16 protein-coding genes are annotated in these 18,160 nt (G+C 59.8%); 12 read left to right on the forward strand and 4 right to left on the reverse strand.

Going from position 1 to position 18,160, the window contains the following annotated elements; genetic code table 11:
* Positions 1-6: 6 nt before the first annotated feature.
* Entirely contained in the window at positions 7-2,361 is a 2,355-nt protein-coding gene (mrcB, locus tag Q672_RS29645; RefSeq protein ID WP_022986153.1) for a penicillin-binding protein 1B, read from the reverse strand.
* A 143-nt stretch (positions 2,362-2,504) separates the two neighbouring features.
* On the opposite strand from mrcB, the gene Q672_RS29650 reads away from it, so the two are divergent.
* Genes Q672_RS29650 through Q672_RS29660 form a run of 3 tightly spaced genes read left to right on the forward strand, consistent with a single transcriptional unit; the run spans position 2,505 to position 4,846 of the window.
* Positions 2,505-3,509: an adenosine kinase gene (locus tag Q672_RS29650; RefSeq protein ID WP_022986154.1), complete on the forward strand. Its 1,005-nt coding sequence runs from the start codon at positions 2,505-2,507 to the stop codon at positions 3,507-3,509.
* Positions 3,510-3,545: 36 nt separating this feature from the next.
* Entirely contained in the window at positions 3,546-3,878 is a 333-nt protein-coding gene (locus Q672_RS29655; RefSeq protein WP_022986155.1) for a Rieske (2Fe-2S) protein, read from the forward strand.
* Positions 3,875-4,846, forward strand: coding sequence for a serine/threonine protein kinase (locus tag Q672_RS29660; protein ID WP_022986156.1), 972 nt, complete (start codon positions 3,875-3,877; stop codon positions 4,844-4,846). The genes Q672_RS29655 and Q672_RS29660 overlap by 4 nt, the downstream gene beginning before the upstream one ends.
* Positions 4,847-4,867: 21 nt before the next feature.
* Here the strand turns inward: Q672_RS29660 and sfsA are convergent, their stop codons facing one another.
* From sfsA to Q672_RS34285, 3 genes are all read right to left on the reverse strand, one after another.
* Positions 4,868-5,599, reverse strand: coding sequence for a DNA/RNA nuclease SfsA (sfsA, locus tag Q672_RS29665; RefSeq protein ID WP_022986157.1), 732 nt, complete (start codon positions 5,597-5,599; stop codon positions 4,868-4,870).
* The gene (locus Q672_RS29670) at positions 5,596-6,759 is read right to left on the reverse strand and encodes an aminotransferase class I/II-fold pyridoxal phosphate-dependent enzyme (RefSeq protein ID WP_022986158.1); all 1,164 of its coding nucleotides are present in this window, start codon (positions 6,757-6,759) and stop codon (positions 5,596-5,598) included. Before Q672_RS29670 ends, sfsA begins: the two co-directional genes overlap by 4 nt.
* A 129-nt stretch (positions 6,760-6,888) precedes the next feature.
* Entirely contained in the window at positions 6,889-7,536 is a 648-nt protein-coding gene (locus Q672_RS34285; RefSeq protein ID WP_200866020.1) for a hypothetical protein, read from the reverse strand.
* Between the two features lie 253 nt (positions 7,537-7,789).
* Between Q672_RS34285 and dksA the strand changes: the two genes are divergently transcribed.
* The 9 genes from dksA (at position 7,790) to panB (ending at position 18,097) form a co-directional block, all read left to right on the forward strand.
* Positions 7,790-8,152, forward strand: coding sequence for an RNA polymerase-binding protein DksA (gene dksA, locus Q672_RS33845; protein ID WP_255407684.1), 363 nt, complete (start codon positions 7,790-7,792; stop codon positions 8,150-8,152).
* A gap of 171 nt (positions 8,153-8,323) precedes the next feature.
* Entirely contained in the window at positions 8,324-9,202 is an 879-nt protein-coding gene (gene gluQRS / locus Q672_RS29675) for a tRNA glutamyl-Q(34) synthetase GluQRS (protein ID WP_022986161.1), read from the forward strand.
* Positions 9,203-9,406: 204 nt separating this feature from the next.
* A complete protein-coding gene (locus Q672_RS34290) occupies positions 9,407-9,583 on the forward strand; it encodes a hypothetical protein (protein ID WP_007149317.1) in 177 nt (58 codons plus the stop codon).
* Positions 9,573-12,512: a sensor histidine kinase gene (locus Q672_RS29685; protein WP_119918487.1), complete on the forward strand. Its 2,940-nt coding sequence runs from the start codon at positions 9,573-9,575 to the stop codon at positions 12,510-12,512. The genes Q672_RS34290 and Q672_RS29685 overlap by 11 nt, the downstream gene beginning before the upstream one ends.
* Positions 12,513-12,558: 46 nt before the next feature.
* Complete coding sequence (locus tag Q672_RS29690) at positions 12,559-13,887, forward strand: sigma-54-dependent transcriptional regulator (protein ID WP_022986163.1); 1,329 nt, start codon at positions 12,559-12,561, stop codon at positions 13,885-13,887.
* 678 nt (positions 13,888-14,565) lie between these two features.
* A complete protein-coding gene (gene pcnB, locus Q672_RS29695) occupies positions 14,566-15,921 on the forward strand; it encodes a polynucleotide adenylyltransferase PcnB (protein ID WP_031226808.1) in 1,356 nt (451 codons plus the stop codon).
* Between the two features lie 21 nt (positions 15,922-15,942).
* Complete coding sequence (gene folK / locus Q672_RS29700; protein ID WP_022986165.1) at positions 15,943-16,446, forward strand: 2-amino-4-hydroxy-6-hydroxymethyldihydropteridine diphosphokinase; 504 nt, start codon at positions 15,943-15,945, stop codon at positions 16,444-16,446.
* Positions 16,430-17,131: a deoxynucleoside kinase gene (locus tag Q672_RS29705; protein WP_022986166.1), complete on the forward strand. Its 702-nt coding sequence runs from the start codon at positions 16,430-16,432 to the stop codon at positions 17,129-17,131. The genes folK and Q672_RS29705 overlap by 17 nt, the downstream gene beginning before the upstream one ends.
* A 177-nt stretch (positions 17,132-17,308) precedes the next feature.
* On the forward strand, positions 17,309-18,097 hold the full coding sequence (panB, locus tag Q672_RS29710; RefSeq protein WP_022986167.1) for a 3-methyl-2-oxobutanoate hydroxymethyltransferase: 789 nt from the start codon (positions 17,309-17,311) through the stop codon (positions 18,095-18,097).
* The last annotated feature ends 63 nt before the right edge of the window (positions 18,098-18,160 follow it).

Consider the following 18,160-nt stretch of genomic DNA (forward strand, 5'->3'; position numbering starts at 1 on the left):
CAGGCCCTAATCAAACAATCCCTTGAACCATTTCTTGATGCCCTTGCCGGACTGTTTCACGCTGCCGCAGCCATCGGCGTCTTCAGGGATGGACGCTTCCATCATCGGGAAGCGACGGGCGTCGCCACAACCTTCGGCACTGACACGCTGGCCGTCCGGGTTCATCCATACCCACTCTACGCCGTTAGGTGGGGTCTGCGACAGGCTGCGCTGGGGCAGCTTGCCCATCAACCTCGCCCACACTGGCAAAGCGCCGCTGGATCCAGTGATACCCGCCCCGGCATTGTCATCACGACCCACCCACACAACCGCCAGGTGATTGGCCGAGAACCCGGCGAACCAGGCATCGCGGAAATCGTCACTGGTGCCGGTCTTGCCTGCCACCTTCAAATCTTTTGGCAAGTAGGCCCGTGCAGAACGGGCGGTGCCCTTTTCGACGACCTGCTGCATGGCCCACTGGGTCAGGAAGGCTGGCCCCGCTTCTACCACTTCGTCGGTGCTGACCGGGTAACGGGCCAACGGCTTGCCCTCTTTGTCCAGCACATCGGTAATGGAGCGCAAACGGGTACTGAACCCGCCAGTGGCCAGCGGCTGGTACATCATGGCCACTTCAAACGGGGTCAGCGCCAGGCTGCCCAGCAGGATACTGGGGTACTGCGGAACCTTGCGGGTCACGCCCAGGGTTTCCATGGTCTTGGCCACCTTGTCGAGCCCCACATCCAGCCCAAGACGAGCGGTGGCCTGGTTACGGGACTGGGCCAGCACATCCACCATGGGCATGGCCCCATGGGCTTGCTTGTCAAAATTCTGGGGCGCCCACACATCGCCGTTTGGCAGTTTCACCTGAATCGGGCCATCTTCGACCAGTGAAGCCAGAGACCACTGCTTTGGTTCGCGTACCGCCGCCAGCACCACCGCTGGCTTGGCCAGCGACCCCATGGGCCGCTGGGCATCCAGGGCACGGTTGAACCCCGCCTCCCGGGAATTACGATTGCTGACCAGAGCCAGCACATCCCCCTGCGCTGGAGCCACCACCACCACGGCGCCATTCAGTTTCTGCTTCTCACCCGGGTCGCGGTTATTGAGATGCTCTTTCAACGCCCCTTCAGACGCCAGCTGGGCCAGCACATCCAGGGTGGAATGAATATTAAGCCCCTCGTCACTCAGCACTTCCGGCGGGTAGTCTCGGGCCAGCTGGCGGCGCACCAGATCAATAAACGCCGGGAAGGCATAGAGAGCCGACGCCCCGCGTGGGACCACTTCCAACGGGCGGGCGCTGTATTTGTCGAAGTCAGCTTTGGACAAAGCGCCCTCTTCCATGGCCACGCGCAACACGGTATTGCGGCGCTCCATCGCCCGCTCCGGACGGCGCCGGGGGTCATACCAGCTGGGCCCTTTGAGCAGCGCCACCAGGGTGGCCAACTGATGCGGCTCCAACTCTTCGAGGGGTCGCCCGAACAGGAACTGCGCACCCAGCCCCATGCCATGAATGGCGCGCGCCCCGTCCTGGCCGAGATAGACCTCATTGAGATAGGCCTCGAGAATTTCCTGCTTGCTGTAGTGCAGCTCCAGCAGGATGGCCATGGGCATTTCCAACAGCTTGCGCGACAGGGTTCGTTCTGAAGTCAGCCAGAAATTCTTGACCAGCTGCTGGGTAAGCGTACTGCCCCCCTGCACCAGCCCTCCCGCCTTGACGTTGGCCACCATGGCCCGAGCCAGCCCGCGCAGGGAAATACCATGGTGCTCGTAGAAACTCTGATCTTCGGTGGCCACCAGCATATCCACCAGCAACGGGGGCACCTGCTCCAGAGGCACCAGCACCCTGTCCTCCGCATGCTGCGGATGGATGCTGCCGATCTGAAGCGGCTCCAGTCGCGCCAGACCGTCACCACCGGCGTCCAGATTGCGGATCTGGCCGCCCGACAGACTGATTCGGATACGCTTGGGCGTTTCCCCGCCGTCACTATCCTTAAATCCACGAGTATGAATCAGCAAACGGCTGCCCTGAACGGCAAAACTGCCCGGCGTCGAGGCTGCCGCATCACGACGATAGCGCATCAGGTCCAGCAGCTTGAGCATGTCCTCCCGGGACAATACCCGCCCTTCATACAGCTCCACAGGGCGCGCATAGACCCGTGCCGGCAGCTGCCAGACGTGGGAATCGAAACGCTCACGGACCATCGCATCCAGGTACGCCAGCCCGGCAGCGCCGATCACCAGCAGCACCAAGCTGAACTTGGCCACAAAGGCCCAGCTGAACCAACGGCGGCGCGGGGCCGCCGCTTTCTTGCGAGATGGAGATTTCTTGCGTTGTGCCTGCCCCCGCGATCGCGCCGGGGTCTTGTTCGTTTTCTTCGCCATGGGGACGCAGTATAGAGAAAAGTGTGGGTACTTTATGAGTACAAGGTGACGATTATGTTCCGCCGAGTCGGCAGCCAGGGTTTTGCAAGCCGCGCCCGGCAGCCCATAATAGCTCCCCCTGCATAATCCAGAACGGAGCCTTCATGACCAAAAAATATGACGTTTATGCCCTCGGCAATGCCCTGGTAGATACCGAAATCGAGGTCAGCGACGCCTTTCTGGAACGCATGGAGGTCGGCAAGGGGCTGATGACCCTGGTGGATGAAGCTCGCCAGACAGAACTGCTCACCGCCCTGAAAGACGAAGCCGAACCACGCAAACAGACCAGTGGCGGCTCTGCCTGCAATACCGTAATTGCCACCCGTTACTTTGGCGGCAGCGGCTACTACGCCTGCAAGGTTGCCGACGATGCCACCGGCGACATTTTCGTCAACGACCTGACCGCGGCCGGCGTGGACACCAACATGAACAGCCACCGGGAAAACGGCATCTCCGGCAAGTGCCTGGTGATGCTAACCCCGGACGCCGAGCGCACCATGAATACGTTTCTGGGGATCTCCAGCCAGGTTTCCGAATCCGAGCTGGACGAAGCCGCCATCGCCGCCAGCCAGTATGTCTATCTGGAAGGGTATCTGGTCAGCGGTGACAGCTCACGGGCGGCCACCGTCAAGCTTCGCCAGTTGGCGGAGAAACACGGGGTAAAAACCTCGCTGACCTTCTCCGACCCGGCCATGGTGCAGTTCTTCAAGGATGGCCTGACCGAAATGCTCGGTGATGGCGTGGACCTGCTGTTCTGCAATGAAGCCGAAGCCACCAGCTACACCGATACCGACAACGTGGACGCCGCTCTGGCCTCACTGAAATCAGTGTGCCGCTCTGCAGTGATTACACTGGGCGCCAAGGGAGCCCTGGTATGGGATGGCACGACCACCCACACCATCGACCCGATCGCGGTGAAGGCCGTGGACAGCAACGGGGCGGGCGACATGTTTGCTGGCGCCTTTCTCTATGCCATCACCCACGGCCACGACTTTGCCGCAGCGGGCAAACTGGCCTCTGCCGCCTCGGCGCGACTGGTCAGCGAGTTCGGCCCGCGCCTGCCCGCTGAAGCACATACTGCCATTCGCAAGTCAGTACTGGGCGAATAACCTGAACTCCACCTACCAGGAAATACTGGAAGCTCCATGGAACACGTTTGCAACCTGGACGACATCGAACACGAAAGCGCCCGGGAATTTCAGAAAGATGGCCAGCCCGTGGTGGTGGCCAAATTTGACGGGCAGGTCCACGCCTATATCAACTGGTGCCCGCACCTGGGGATTGAACTGAACTTCATGCCCGACGAATTCATGGACAGCGATCGCCAGTTCATCATGTGCGCGAATCACGGCGCCCTGTTCGAGGTGGAATCCGGCCATTGTCTATCGGGCCCGTGCATGGGCGACAAGCTGGTCCCGGTACCGGTGGAAGTGCGTGGTAACGAAATCTGGCTGGGAGAGGTTCCGCAACCCGCATGAGCGACATCACAGGGCACCCTTTCGATCTGCTGACCCCGGACTACATGCTTGATGCCGTAGACGCCGCCGGCTTTCTCAGTGACGGCCGGCTATTGCAGTTGAACAGTTTCGAGAACCGGGTTTATCAGGTCGGCCAGGAAGACGGTGCCCCGGTGATTGTGAAGTTCTATCGCCCACAACGCTGGAGCGACGAACAGATCCTTGAGGAGCATGCCTTCAGCCTGTTCCTCGCGGAGCGCGACCTGCCGGTGGTCGCCCCCATCGCGAAGAACGGCACCAGCCTGTTTCACTGTGATCACTTCGCCTTTGCGGTGTTTCGGCGCGCCGGCGGCCATGCACCGGAACTGGCCAACGACAGCCATCTGGAGCAACTGGGGCGCACCCTCGCACGCTGGCATGCCTGTGGCAGCGACCGCCCCTACCAGCATCGCCCCACACTGGATGTGGTCGAGGATATCCGCACCGCCAGCACCTTCCTGATCGATGACGTGGTGGATCTCAACTACCGCGGCCAGTACCGGGACACGGTGGGGCAATTGCTGGAACGCATTGAAAAACGCCTGGCAGACACCGCTTTTCCCTTGCTGAATGTTCACGGCGATTGCCACACCGGCAACATCCTGTGGCGCGACGACAGTCCACATTTCGTGGATCTGGACGACAGCCTGCGCGCCCCGGCCATGCAGGACATCTGGATGCTGTTGTCCGGGGAAGAGGACGAGCAGCAACATCAGTTACGGGTACTTGCCCAGGGCTACGACACCTTCCTGCCCTTTCCCTGGGAACAACAAGGGCTCATTGAACCGCTGCGCATCCGTCGCATGATCGGCTATGACGCCTGGCTGGCCAAACGCTGGGACGACCCCGCCTTCCCGCCGGCCTTCCCGTGGTTTGAATCAATGCATTATTGGGGCAACCAGATCACCCTGTTACAGCAGCAACTGCGGGAACTGGACCGGCAAGCGTAGACAGATAGACGCACGCGGCGGTTACGTCCCCCGCGCCAACAGCACCGGTACCGGCGCCTCCAGAACAAACTCGGTTTGCGACAGGGCGACCCGCCAGGCCAGCACCTCCACCCCCGCCGCTACCGCCTCACGCAGCAGCTCACCATAACGCTGATCGATTTCATCCGCCGGTCGCGCCGCCGTAGCGCCACTGTGCTGCACACAGAAAAAAAGCACCGCTCGGCGCCCCGACGCCACCACCTCCATCAGGGTACGCAGATGCTTCTGCCCGCGCTCGGTGACCGAGTCAGGAAAGGCAATGACCCCATCATCCGCATCCTCCGGCCCCGGCCCGAGCGTTACATTCTTCACCTCGATAAAGGTATGCGGCTCCGCCCGTTCACCCAGTGCCAGATCAAAACGGCTGTCCGTGTATTTGACCTCTCTCTCCACTCCGCTGCACGGATCCAGGTCCGCCACCCACCCACTGCGAACCGCCTCTTCCACCAGCGCATTGGTGCGGCTGGTGTTCACCCCCGCCCAGTGACCATGGGCCACCTGCAATGCCTCCAGGGTGTGGCGGTACTTGCGTTTGGGATTGCCGCTATCGGAAATCAACGCCTGCTGCGGCTCGCCCAGCACACAGTTTTTCATGGACCCGGTATTGGGACAGTGCACCGTGATTTCGCTGCCATCATCACGAACCACGTCGGCCATGAACCGTTTGTAGCGACGTAACAGGGTAACGCGCTCCAGCTGCGGGGAAAATTTCACAAGGACTCCAGATAGTGTTCCAGACGATGTAACGCCTCGGTCAGTCGTGATTCTGTGCAGGTATAGGCGAGCCGCACATAGCGCTTGTGGTCATGCCCCTCGCCAAAGTCCACGCCCGGCGTGATGGCCACTCCGGCGCGCTCAAGCAGATCGGCACAGAAGGCGTGACTATCATGGGTATAGCGGCTCACATCCACATACACATAGAAGGCGCCGTCAGCGCGAGACACCACCGGTAACTTCAGGTGCGCCAAACCATTGAGCAAACACTGGCGGCGGCGAGCCAACAATTGGTGGCGCTGCTCAAGAATCGCCATAGAGGCTTCTTCCAATGCGGCAAGCGCACCGTACTGTGCCGGTGTCGATGGCGCCAGAAACAGATTTTGGGCCAGCCGCTCGATGGCCGGCACCAGGGGTTCGGGAGCAACCAGCCAGCCAAGTCGCCAGCCCGTCATGCAGAAATATTTGCTGAAGCTGTTAATGACCACCACATCGTCAGTCTGACTCAGAACAGTGGACGCTGGCTGGGTATAACACAGCCCCTGGTAGATCTCGTCCACCAGCAAGGTGCCGTGGCGCCTGCGCACCACCGAGACCAGCTCGGCCAGGGTGTCAGGGCTGAGCATATTGCCCGTGGGATTATCCGGGCTGGCGACCATGGCCACGCGAGTCGAGGGCAGCCAGGCAGCCTCCAACGCCGCTGCCGAAAGATCAAAATGGGAGGCCGCATCCAGCAAGAAAGGCTGCGGATCCCCGCCGACCAGATTCACGAACTGCCGATTGCAGGGGTAACCCGGGTCACATAACAGCACCCCCTCACCTGGATTGATCAACGCTGCCAGAGCCAATTGCAAGGCACCCGACGCTCCGGGGGTTACTACAATGCGCGCAGCTGGCACCTCGGCGCCAAAACGTTCCCGGTAATCATCGGAGATCGCCTGACGCAACGCCGGCAGTCCCGCCGCGGGCGTATAGCCTGTTCGCCCTTGCGCCATGGCACGCTGGATCGCCTCCATCACCGGTGGGGGCGTGCCAAAATCAGGCTCCCCCACCTCAAGATGCAAAATATCGCGCCCCTCAGCTTCCAGCTGCTGCGCCCTTTCCAACAACGCCATTACATGAAAAGGCGGGATCTGGCTGGCGTAACGGGATAGCGTCATCACAAGTTTCCTCTTCCAAGACGGACCGGCATGGCTATAATCGGCCAGATTTTCATCAATCAGGCTCCCTGCCGGAAGCAGGCCCTGTAATTGGTGACAAGACTTGCCTATAAGGGGTAAGGTCGAAGATTACATTATGCCCATCAGGGAAGTGCGGGCACAGGATAGAGAGTTAAAGACCATGCTAAGGGAGTTACTGAAGATGGCCACCGGCAAAAAGAAAGCCCCGAAAAAGGCGGCTACCAAAAAAGCCACCGGAACTGCTGCCAGCACCCGCAAAGCCTCTACCAAACCCGCCAGCAAATCTGCCAGCAAGACAGCCACCAGCAAACCCGCCGCCAAGAAAACGCCAGCCAAAAAAGCTGCCGTGAAAAAGCCTGCGGCCAAGAAGGCTGCGGCAAAAAAAGCACCAGCGAAAAAGGCTGTTGCCAAGAAGCCAGCGCCGAAGAAAGCTGCGGTCAAAAAGCCCGCCGCCAAGAAAGCGGCAGTAAAAAAAGCACCGGCGAAAAAAGCCCCAGCCAAGAAGACCGCAGCGAAGCCCACCGCCAAAAAAGCTGTTACCAGCAAGCCAGCAGCCAAAAAGGCCACCGTGAAGAAAGCCGCTGTGTCCAAGCCCAAGGCCGCCATTAAAAGCCCCGCTAAAAAAGCGCCGGCCAAGGCTGCAAACCAATCCGTCGCGGGCAAGAGCAAGACACCCGCTGCAAAACAGACAACCAGGGCGACCTCTGCCAAACCGGCAAAGGCTACCCGGCCAGCAGCCCCCAAGGCTGCGGCCAAGAAAGCAGCACCCGCTGCACCAAGAACAAAGCTGCCTGCCTCCGGCAAGGCAAAACCGGCAGGAACTCCTGCCGCTCAACGACCATCGAACTCCGGTACCGCCAGGACTGCGCTTGCCGGCAAAGGAATGTCGCCGAGCCGATCCCCTTCTTCAGCTCAGGTAAAAAAGACAGTGAAAAAGACCTCCTCCACTTCATCCCAGGCCCTGCTGCACGGTTTCAAACCTTATCAGCCGGCCAAGGATGAGGAATACATGAACGAGAAACAGCGCGAACACTTCCGGCAGATTCTACTGGCCTGGCGCCAGGAGCTAATGGAAGAAGCCGATCGCACCATGCATCACCTGCAGGATGAGCAAGCCAATCTGCCCGACCCTGCAGATCGCGCCACCCAGGAAGAAGAATTCGCCCTGGAACTGCGTACCCGTGATCGAGAACGCAAGCTGCTCAAGAAGATCGAAAAGACCCTGGACCTGGTCGACAAGGATGACTACGGCTACTGCGAAGCCTGCGGCATCGAAATCGGCATCCGCCGCCTCGAAGCCCGCCCAACCGCCGAGATGTGCATTGACTGCAAGGAACTGGCGGAGATCAAGGAAAAGCAGCTGGCAGGTTAGAAGCAGTGAAGAGTTAACAGGGAATAGTGAACAGCTCGCGATAGCGGGCTTTCGCTCTTTGCTACGCAGGAGGCCGCGCCCATACTCTGTGCGCGGCTTCCTGCGTTTTACGTCACTGCATTCATCTGGCGCGCCGCTGTTAACTATTCACTATTCACTGTTCACTGCCCTATGAGCTATCGCGGACGTTTCGCCCCCACGCCCTCCGGCCCGTTGCATTTCGGGTCGTTGGTGGCGGCGCTGGCCAGTTGGCTGGACGCACGAGCCAATGGTGGGGAATGGCTGGTGCGGATAGATGATCTGGATCCCCCCCGGGAAGTGCCCGGGGCGGCCGATGCCATTCTGCTGCAGCTGGAACAGTTCGGGCTGGTGTGGGATGGCTCGGTGCGTTATCAAAGCCAGCACCATGAGGCCTATCAGGGGGCGGTGGAGCAACTTCTGGCAGACCATCACGCCTTTTACTGCACCCTCACCCGCAAGCAGCTGACGGCCCTGAATCATAACCATCCGGGCATCAGTGCTGCGGCCCCCGGCAGTGACGATGCCTCGGTTCGCCTTGCCGTGCCGGACAGTGAGCTTTGCTTCGACGATGGCATACAGGGGCGGGTCTGCAACAACCTCCATCAGGACGGCGGCGCCTTTGTAATCCGTCGCCGTGACGGTCTGTTCGGCTACCAACTGGCCTGCGCCCTGGATGATGCCAACGACGTCATTACCCATGTGTTACGCGGCGCCGACCTGATAGATTCCACCCTGCGCCAGCGCTGGCTACTGGAATGCCTGGGGCGCCCCGCTCCGCTTTACGCCCATTTGCCCGTGGTCACTGACGGCCGCGATACCAAGCTATCCAAGTCCGGCGGCAGCGAAGCACTCGCCCCCGCCCGTGCCAGCCAACTCCTCTCTGCGGCCCTGCACTGCATGGGTCTGCAACCGCCGAAAGATCTCCAGGGCGCACCACCTGCCTCCCTGCTGGAATGGGGTAAACTCCATTACCCCGAACACCACTGGCCCCCCGGCCGCCAGCAACCTTTACCCACGTCACTCTCGTAGGGCAGAGATGGGCTGACGCCCATTTCCACCCTACGCAACAACCCCATCTCGCGCGTTTCAACTTTCAACTCAGCCCCCCGAACCAGGCCACAGTTCTTGCTTTTCGCTGTCAACTCTCAACTGTCCACTGTCAACTGAACTCCCCCCGCTTTTACACGCCTCCCTCACCTGACGTATCCTCTTCGGCCAGAGGGCCCTAACAACATGTATACAGATCGCCTGCTTATCATTTTTATTCTGGGAACCTACCTGTTGTCCCCTGCCATTATTGACTGGTGGAGCGAAGGGGGGCGAGCGTGGTACCGCCCTTATCTGATCTGGCTGGGGTTGATCGCCCTGAGCTACTGGATTGCAAAGAGCAAAGATGTCGATGGTCTATAGTGTCAGTGAGCTGATTGCCATCGCCGGTGGCTACCTGCTGTTTCTTTTCTTTGTTGCCTGGATCACCGAGCGCGGCTGGCTGCCGGCGCACTGGGTGCGCCACCCGGCCGTGTATGTGTTTTCCCTTGGAGTCTATGCCAGTGCCTGGGCGGTGTATGGCTCAGTCGGTTACGCCTACCAGTACGGCTACAACTTCCTGTCCTATTTTCTGGGTATCTCAGGCGTGTTCCTGCTGGCCCCCATCCTGCTGGCCCCGATATTGCGCCTGACAGCCACCTACCAGCTCAGCTCCCTCGCTGACCTGTTTGCCTTCCGTTACCGCAGCCGCATGGCCGGGGCCATGACTACCATCATAATGCTGATAGGTGTGCTGCCACTGCTTGCCTTGCAGCTCAAGGCGGTAGCGGAGTCGATCCAGATTCTCAGTGGCACCGATGATCCTCGCTCACTGGCCGCGGGCTTCTGCATGATGATGGTGATCTTCGCCATCCTGTTTGGCGCCCGCCACGCCACCGCCCGGGAAAAACACGAAGGGTTGGTGGTAGCCATTGCCACAGAATCGCTGATCAAGCTGGTGGCCTTCGGCGCGGTGGCACTGCTCGGTTTGTACGGTGTTTTCGACGGTCCGGAAAGTTTGGGGCAGTGGCTGGATGATCACCCTGAGATGCTGTCGCGACTGTATTACCCTCTACAGGATGGCACCTGGCATTCCATGATCATGGCGTTTTTTGTCTCCGCCGTGGTGCTGCCTCATATGTTCTATATGGCGTTCACTGAAAACCTGAACCCACGGGCACTGATTACCGCCAGCTGGGCGCTGCCACTAATGTTTCTGGTGATGGCCCTGTGCGTACCGGTAATCCTCTGGGCCGCCGCCGCCAGCAACGCTCCCACCTCCCCGGACTACTATGCGCTGGGGGTTGGCCTGGTAACCGGCGGACACGGGGCTGTGCTTGGCTACCTGGCCGGACTGGCTGGCGCCAGCGGCATGCTGATCGTTGCCACGCTGGCGCTATCAGGCATGTGCCTCAATCATCTGGTATTACCCGCCAGCCCGCTACATCAGGGACAAAACCTGTACCGCAACCTGCTATGGACACGGCGCATTCTGATCGCCGCTATTCTGGCACTGGCCTACCTTTTTTACCGATTTACGGGGGCCGGTCATACCCTGGTTGAGCTGGGGGTATTGTCGTTCGTGGCAACCCTTCAGTTCGTCCCCGGACTGATTGGTGCGCTGTTCTGGCCCAGCGGCAACCGCAACGGCCTGTTTGCAGGACTCACCGTCGGCTTCCTGTGCTGGTTGCTGCTGCTACTGCTGCCGATCACCTACCCAAGCTGGCAGCTTTCCCAGCTGATGGAATTGCTGGGAATGCGTTTCCACACCGGACCCGACCAGTGGCACCACGTGGCTATTGCCTCGGTCACCGCCAATGCCCTGGTGTATGCCATTGTCTCCATCGTCACCCCCATGTCCCGGGCAGAAAAAAACGCCGCAGAAGCCTGTGCCGTGGACAGCCTGCGCCGCCCCTATCGCTGGGAACTGGAAGCGAAAAGTGTCGATGATTTCATTGATGCCCTGAGCCAACCTCTGGGGCCGATCACCGCCACCCGTGAAGTGGAAATGGCCTTGCGCGACCTGCGCCTTCCCCGCACCGAAACACGCCCCTACGCCCTGCGTCGTCTTCGCGACCAACTGGAGACCAATCTATCAGGCCTGCTCGGTCCCTCGGTTTCGCATCAGTTAATGGATGACCACCTCCCTTACCTGCCCGAAGAAGAGCAAAGCTCCAGCGAGGACATCCAGTTCATTGAATCCCGACTGGAACAATATCGCGACAGGTTGTCCGGGCTGGCGGCGGAGCTCGACGGCCTGCGCCGCTTCCATCGGCAAACCCTGTTGGAACTGCCCATGGGGGTGATCTCGCTGGGGGCGGACGATGAGATCATTGGCTGGAATCAAGCGATGGAAGCGCTCACCAACATCAGCGCCGCGGACACTATCGGGTCCCGTCTTTCAGATCTGGTTGAACCCTGGGGCGAGTTTTTCACCCGTTTCAGCCGAGACGACAACCCCCACCAACCGCAGTTGTCGCTGGAGGTTCAAGGACAGACTCGCTGGCTGAGCCTGCACAAGTCCTCTGTGATGGGCATTGGCAGTGCCGAACAAGCCGGCGGCCAGGTGCTGGTGATTGAGGACATCACGGAGCTGCGTCATATGGAGGCGCATCTGGCCCATAACGAGCGACTGGCTTCCATCGGCCGCCTGGCCGCCGGGGTCGCCCACGAGATCGGCAACCCGGTCACGGCGATCGCCTGTTTGGCGCAGAATCTCGACAGCGAAAGCGATGCCGAGGAGCAACTGGAAACCAGCCAGCAAATTCTCGAACAGACCCGGCGCATTACCCGCATTGTCGAATCCCTGGTAACGTTCAGCCATTCCGGCAGCATCAAGCAAAGCGTGCACCATGTCCCGGTCAATCTTCGCGACACCGTGGATGAGGCAATCTCACTGCTGCTGCTTGATCCTGATCACCGCCAGCAGCAGTTTATCAACCACTGTGTGAGTGACGGCTGGGCCCAGGGGGATCCCCAACGCCTGCTACAGGTCTTTATCAACCTGCTGGGAAATGCCGCAGATGCCAGTTCACCAGAACAAGCGATCAGCATTTACTGCGAAGAGACCGAGGCGTACCTGGAAGTCCGCGTCGAAGATCAGGGACACGGCATTCCTGATCGAATGCGTGACACCCTGTTCGAACCCTTCGCCACCAGCAAGGCCCCCGGGCGAGGTACCGGGCTTGGGTTGGCGCTGGTTTACAGTATTATCGAAGAGCACTTTGGCAGCATCAGCGTGGAAAGCCCGATCTGCGACGCCGGGGGCACCCGGTTTATTATCCGGCTACCGATTCACGCCACTGCACTGTAGGGTTAAATTTTTCTGACGACCGGTCAGTACAGGATACAAGCAGAACATGAGTCACATTCTTATTGTTGAAGACGAGCCAGTGATTCGCGGTGCGTTGCGCAAACTTCTCGAGCGCCACGACCACTCAGTGACTGAAGCCGATTCTGTCGAGCAAGCGCGTGACAATAACCTGAACCAGTTTGATCTCATCATCAGTGACTTGCGGCTGCCCGGTGAACCCGGCACTACCCTGATTGACGCCGCGGGCAATACCCCGGTACTGATCATGACCAGCTACGCCAGCCTGCGCTCGGCCGTGGATGCCATGCGCCAGGGCGCCGTGGACTATATCCCCAAACCCTTTGATCACGATGAAATGCTGATTGCCGTGGATCGGGTACTAAAAGAGGGGCGCCTCAACCGGGGCAACCGCGCCCTTCGCAGGGATATGGAGCGCAGCTACCCCGTCAACAACATGGTTGGCAACAGCCCTGCCATGGAAGAACTGAAACATCGCATTGGCCGGGTTGGCCCCACCAACACGCCGGTACTGATTATGGGGGAGGCGGGCACCGGCAAGGAACTCACTGCCCGCGCGCTGCATGAACAGAGCGAACGCGCCAACGGGCCGCTGATCTCAGTACAGTGCGCCGCCCTTCCCAAGACCCTGCAATTGACCGAACTGTTTGGCGATGAAGACACGGCCGGACGCATAGAGGAAGCCGACGGGGGCACCCTTTTTCTGGATGAAATCGGAGAGCTCTCCAGCGACGCCCAAAGTCGTCTGCTGACACTGATGACCCACCACGAGATTCATCGCCAAGGGTCCCTGGCACCGCGCAAGGTCGATGTGCGCATTCTGGTGAGCAGCCAGCTGGATCTGCCCAGCCGAGTCGCAGAGGGCCATTTCCGTCAGGACCTCTACTACCGCCTGAATGTCATGGAGCTGACATTGCCCCCGCTTCGCGAACGCCAGGACGATCTCGATACACTGGCCGATGCGTTACTGTCGCGTGGCTGTGAGAAGCTGAATCGTCAAGACCTCGTCTTTACCGCAGCCGCACGCCAGGCCATGCACAATTACAGTTGGCCAGGGAATGTACGTGAGCTTGAGAATGTCATAGAGCGGGCCATTATCCTCTGCGAGGAAGACGGCATCGGCCCGGCGCAGCTGGGCCTGAACCCCAACCGCACTCCTCAACGCGTCAGCCGCGCCAGTCTGGACCCCAGTGAAGACCTGTCACTGGAGGATTATTTCACCCGTTTCGTCATGGAAAACCAGGACAGCATGACCGAAACGGAATTGGCCCAGAAACTCGGCATCAGCCGCAAGAGCCTGTGGGAACGCCGCCAACGCCTTGGAATTCCTAGAAAAAAGGCGGGAAGCCGCCGCTGAGCCCCCATCTGCGACCACTCAGCCAGAGCGATCCATTGACCGGAGATTCCATGCCGCCGGTCTCTACTGCCAAACAGAAATTTTCAGGGTGAGCTGTGCCGACAGGGTGAAAACGTGACCTGTTACCGCAATTGAGTAGCAAGTGTTACCTCACTACTCAGGAGAGTAACAACTTCGTTACTCAGGTGAGGGGGGATTTAAGAGGAATTCTGAGACAATTCCGTATGTAGCTGTTTTTTATGGATTTTTTGCTTTGTTGCATTGCCAGGGACGTACGGGCACTATGAATCCCACGCCAGCAAACAACAAAAACAACGGCGTAACGGCTCAACAATAACAACAAGAAAGAAGAAGAATAATTTCACGAGCCAATGCAGTGCTGCTGCAACTGATGATTGCAGCGACAAGGCAGAAAACAACACAAACAATAATAACAACAGAATCAGCGCAAAATATGGGAGTCACAACTACGGTTGTGGCTCCTTTTTACTTTGTGGCGCACACCAATTGCCGAGTATAAGCCAGCAACATCTCGCTTGGCGATAAAAAGTGCTACCATCGCCCCTTCACAGCCTTTAACGAGTCGCACGCCACCTAATGCTTTCTCAGCTAACCAGCCCGTCTATATTGGCGACCGTCATCGCAACCATCGCCGTAGCCTTGATCGCACTCTTCATTATGACGCAAAGACGACGGGGAAGTTCCTCAGCGCAAGAAGAAACGTTGCCTTCCTTGGAGATCATCCCCCGGGACCACCACCCTATCTCCCGTCAGCAAGTGTCCCGCGCCGCACTCAACGTGCTCTACGGGCTACATAAAGCAGGCTTTGAAGCATTCCTTGTCGGCGGCTGCCTGCGTGACATCCTTAGCGGCCGCGAGCCCAAGGATTTCGACGTGGCTACCGATGCCACACCAGAACAGGTCAATCGCCTGTTCAAGCGCAGCCGGATCATTGGCCGCCGCTTTCAGATTGTGCATGTCCGTTTTGGCCGAGAGGTCATTGAGGTTTCAACCTTCCGGGCCATGAACACTGACGACAACCCGGACAAACAACAGCATCACGCCCATGAAGAAACCGGGCTGGTACTGCGTGACAATACCTGGGGCAGCATTGAGGAAGATGCCCTGCGCAGGGATTTCACCATCAACGCCCTGTACTACAACATTGCCGATTTCAGCCTGCATGATTTCACCGGCAGCATGCAGGATATCAACGATCAGGTGATTCACCTGATCGGCGATGCCCAGACCCGTTACCGCGAGGACCCGGTCCGCATGCTGCGCGCCGCACGCTTTGCCGCCAAGTTGGACTTCCATATCGATCCGGCCACGGCCGATCCGATTCCCGAGCTCGCCGAGCTGTTGCTGCAGGTTCCGGCTGCCCGGCTGTTTGATGAAGTGCTCAAGCTATTCCTCAGCGGCCATGCCCGCGCCTCCTATGAGCAGCTGCAACAGCTCAACCTGTTCCGCTTCCTGTTCCCGGAAACCCAACAGGCCCTCGAAGGGGAGCAAGGCCAGATCTGGGAGACCATGCTGCTCGCAGCCATGGACAATACCGATCGCCGCCTGGAAGCGGACAAGCCCGTCACTCCGGCCTTTATCTATGCCGTATTGCTGTGGCCCGTCATCCAGCAGCGCCTGGGAGGCTACCTGTCCAGCGGTCTGCCGCCGGCACAAGCCCTGCACAAGGCCGCTACCCGTGCGCTCAATCAGCAGATTCAGCACACCGCCATCCCGCGCCGTTTCTCCACCGTGATGCGGGAAATGTGGGAACTGCAATTCCGCCTGGACAAACGCGCAGGCCGCCGGGCCGACGCTTTGATGGAGCATCCACGCTTCCGGGCCGCCTACGATTTCCTGCTGCTACGTGAGCAGGCAGGGGAGATAAACCCGGGTCTGGGCGACTGGTGGACCCGTTACCAGGAAGAAGACGAAACCGGCCGTCGCGACATGATCACCCAGCTGGGTAACCAGGGGGGCACTGGCAAGCGCCGTCGACGTCGCCGCCCTCGCAAGCCCAAGGCAGAAGGTTAAAATCCCTTTCAGGCAGGTTTCATGCAGGCATTTATCGGACTTGGCAGCAATCTGGATCAGCCGGCACAGCGGCTGATCAGCGCCCTGCATGCTCTGCAGCGGCTGCCCGGCATCGATCTGCTCAGTCACTCCCGGCTCTATCGCAGCGCCCCGATCGGCCCTCAGGACCAACCTGATTACGTCAATGCCGTCGCCCGGTTACAGGTCAACGGCACGCCCCACCAGCTACTTCACACCCTCCAGGCCCTGGAGCTGGCCGCTGGCCGCCAACGGCTTCGGCACTGGGGCGAGCGCACGCTGGATCTGGATATCCTGTTATTGGACAGCCAGCACATCGACGCCCCTGACCTGCACGTTCCCCACCCACAGATGACTTGTCGGGCCTTTGTCCTGCAGCCACTACTGGAGATTGCCCCCGGCGCCCTCTTGCCGGACGGCACCGCACTGAGTAGTTTTCTGGAAGAGGTGGCCGAGCAGGCCGTGACCCCGATGTCAGAACTGGACAGAGATGCACTCATTGAATGAGACAACCCTGAACGAACGGATCGAACAGCGCCGCCGTGTGGGCAGCCTGCCACGCTTTATCGCCGTGGAAGGCCCCATTGGCGCGGGCAAGACCAGCCTGGCCAAACGGCTTGCCATGACCTTCGGTTATGACCTTCTTCTCGAGCAGGCGGAAGACAACCCCTTCCTGACCCGTTTTTATCAGGATCCGGCCCGCTACGCCTTGCAGACAGAACTGTTCTTCCTGTTTCAGCGGGCCGACCAGCTACGCCAGATCCAGCAGCAGGACCTGTTTGCCGGCCCCCGCATCGCGGATTTCCTGATCGACAAAAACCGCCTGTTTGCCCAGGTCACCCTGGACGAGGACGAGTTCGAGTTGTACCGGAACGTGGATGACCATCTGACTGTCGATGCCCCGCAACCGGATCTGGTGATTTACCTGCAGGCACCGTCCCCTGTGCTGCGCCAACGCATCACCCGCCGTGGCAATGACTTCGAGCAGCGGATCCAGGGGGACTATCTGGACCGCCTGAGCAATGCCTACACCGAGTTTTTCCACTTCTATGACCGCGCGCCACTGCTGATTGTCAACGCCGCCGAGATTGATCTGGTCAGTCACGACCGGGATTATCAGCAACTGGTCAGCGAGCTGCTGGACATCCGTTCCGGGCGCCACTATTTTAACCCCCGGCCGCTGGTTGGCTGAGTTGAAAGTTTAACGTTGAAAGTTCAAAAGCGCGGAACAGCACGTCGCTTACTGATGACGCACTGCCCGCGACACTTTTGACAGCCTCGCAGGCACAACCCTTACGCAGCGACAGACAGGCCCGCGTTTCAACTTTAAACTTTCAACTTTCATCTGAATTTCCCTGGGAGGTTTCCCATGTCCGTGACCATTCGTACCCTGCAGAAACGCAAGCAGGACGGCGAAAAATTCTCCGTTCTCACCGCTTACGACGCCTGTTTCGCCCAGCTGGTTTCCGAAGCCGGTGTAGACGCCATTCTGGTGGGCGACTCCCTGGGCAATGTGATCCAGGGGCAAACCAGCACCGTGCCGGTGACACTGGAACAAATGGCCTACCACACCGAGTGCGTTGCCAGAGGCAATCGCGGCAGCCTGATGATTGCCGATGTTCCCTTTATGGGCGCCGCCACCGTAGAACGGGCCCTGGAAGCCTCCACCGCCCTGATGCAGGCGGGCGCCAACATGGTCAAGCTGGAAGGCAGCGCCTGGCTGGCCGACAGCATTGACATTCTCAACCGCAATGGCATCCCTGTCTGCGCCCACATGGGCCTGACACCGCAGGCAGTAAATGCTCTGGGCGGTTACCGGGTGCAGGGCAAGGACGACGCCAGCGCGCTGGAAATGCTGGAGGCGGCGCGCACCCTGGAGCAAGCCGGCGCCGCCATGCTGCTGCTGGAATGCGTCCCCCGTGAACTGAGCGCGCGCATCACTGCGGAAGTGGCCATACCGGTGATTGGTATCGGCGCCGCGCCTGAATGCGACGGCCAGGTATTGGTCATGCACGATATGCTCGGCATCAGCCCCGGCAAACCCGCCCGCTTTGTGAAAAACTTCATGGCCGAGGCTGGCGATATCCGTGGCGCCTTTGCCGCCTATGACAAGGCCGTCAAGGACGTCAGTTTCCCGGCCGACGAGCACTGTTTCTGATCATGACCGGGGCCGGCATCCCGGGCCCGGCGCACCATCCCCATCACGCCAAATGGCATGGCG

Origin of the sequence: Alcanivorax sp. P2S70, from assembly GCF_000475295.1 — a bacterium.
GTDB classification, from domain to species: domain Bacteria; phylum Pseudomonadota; class Gammaproteobacteria; order Pseudomonadales; family Alcanivoracaceae; genus Alcanivorax; species Alcanivorax profundi.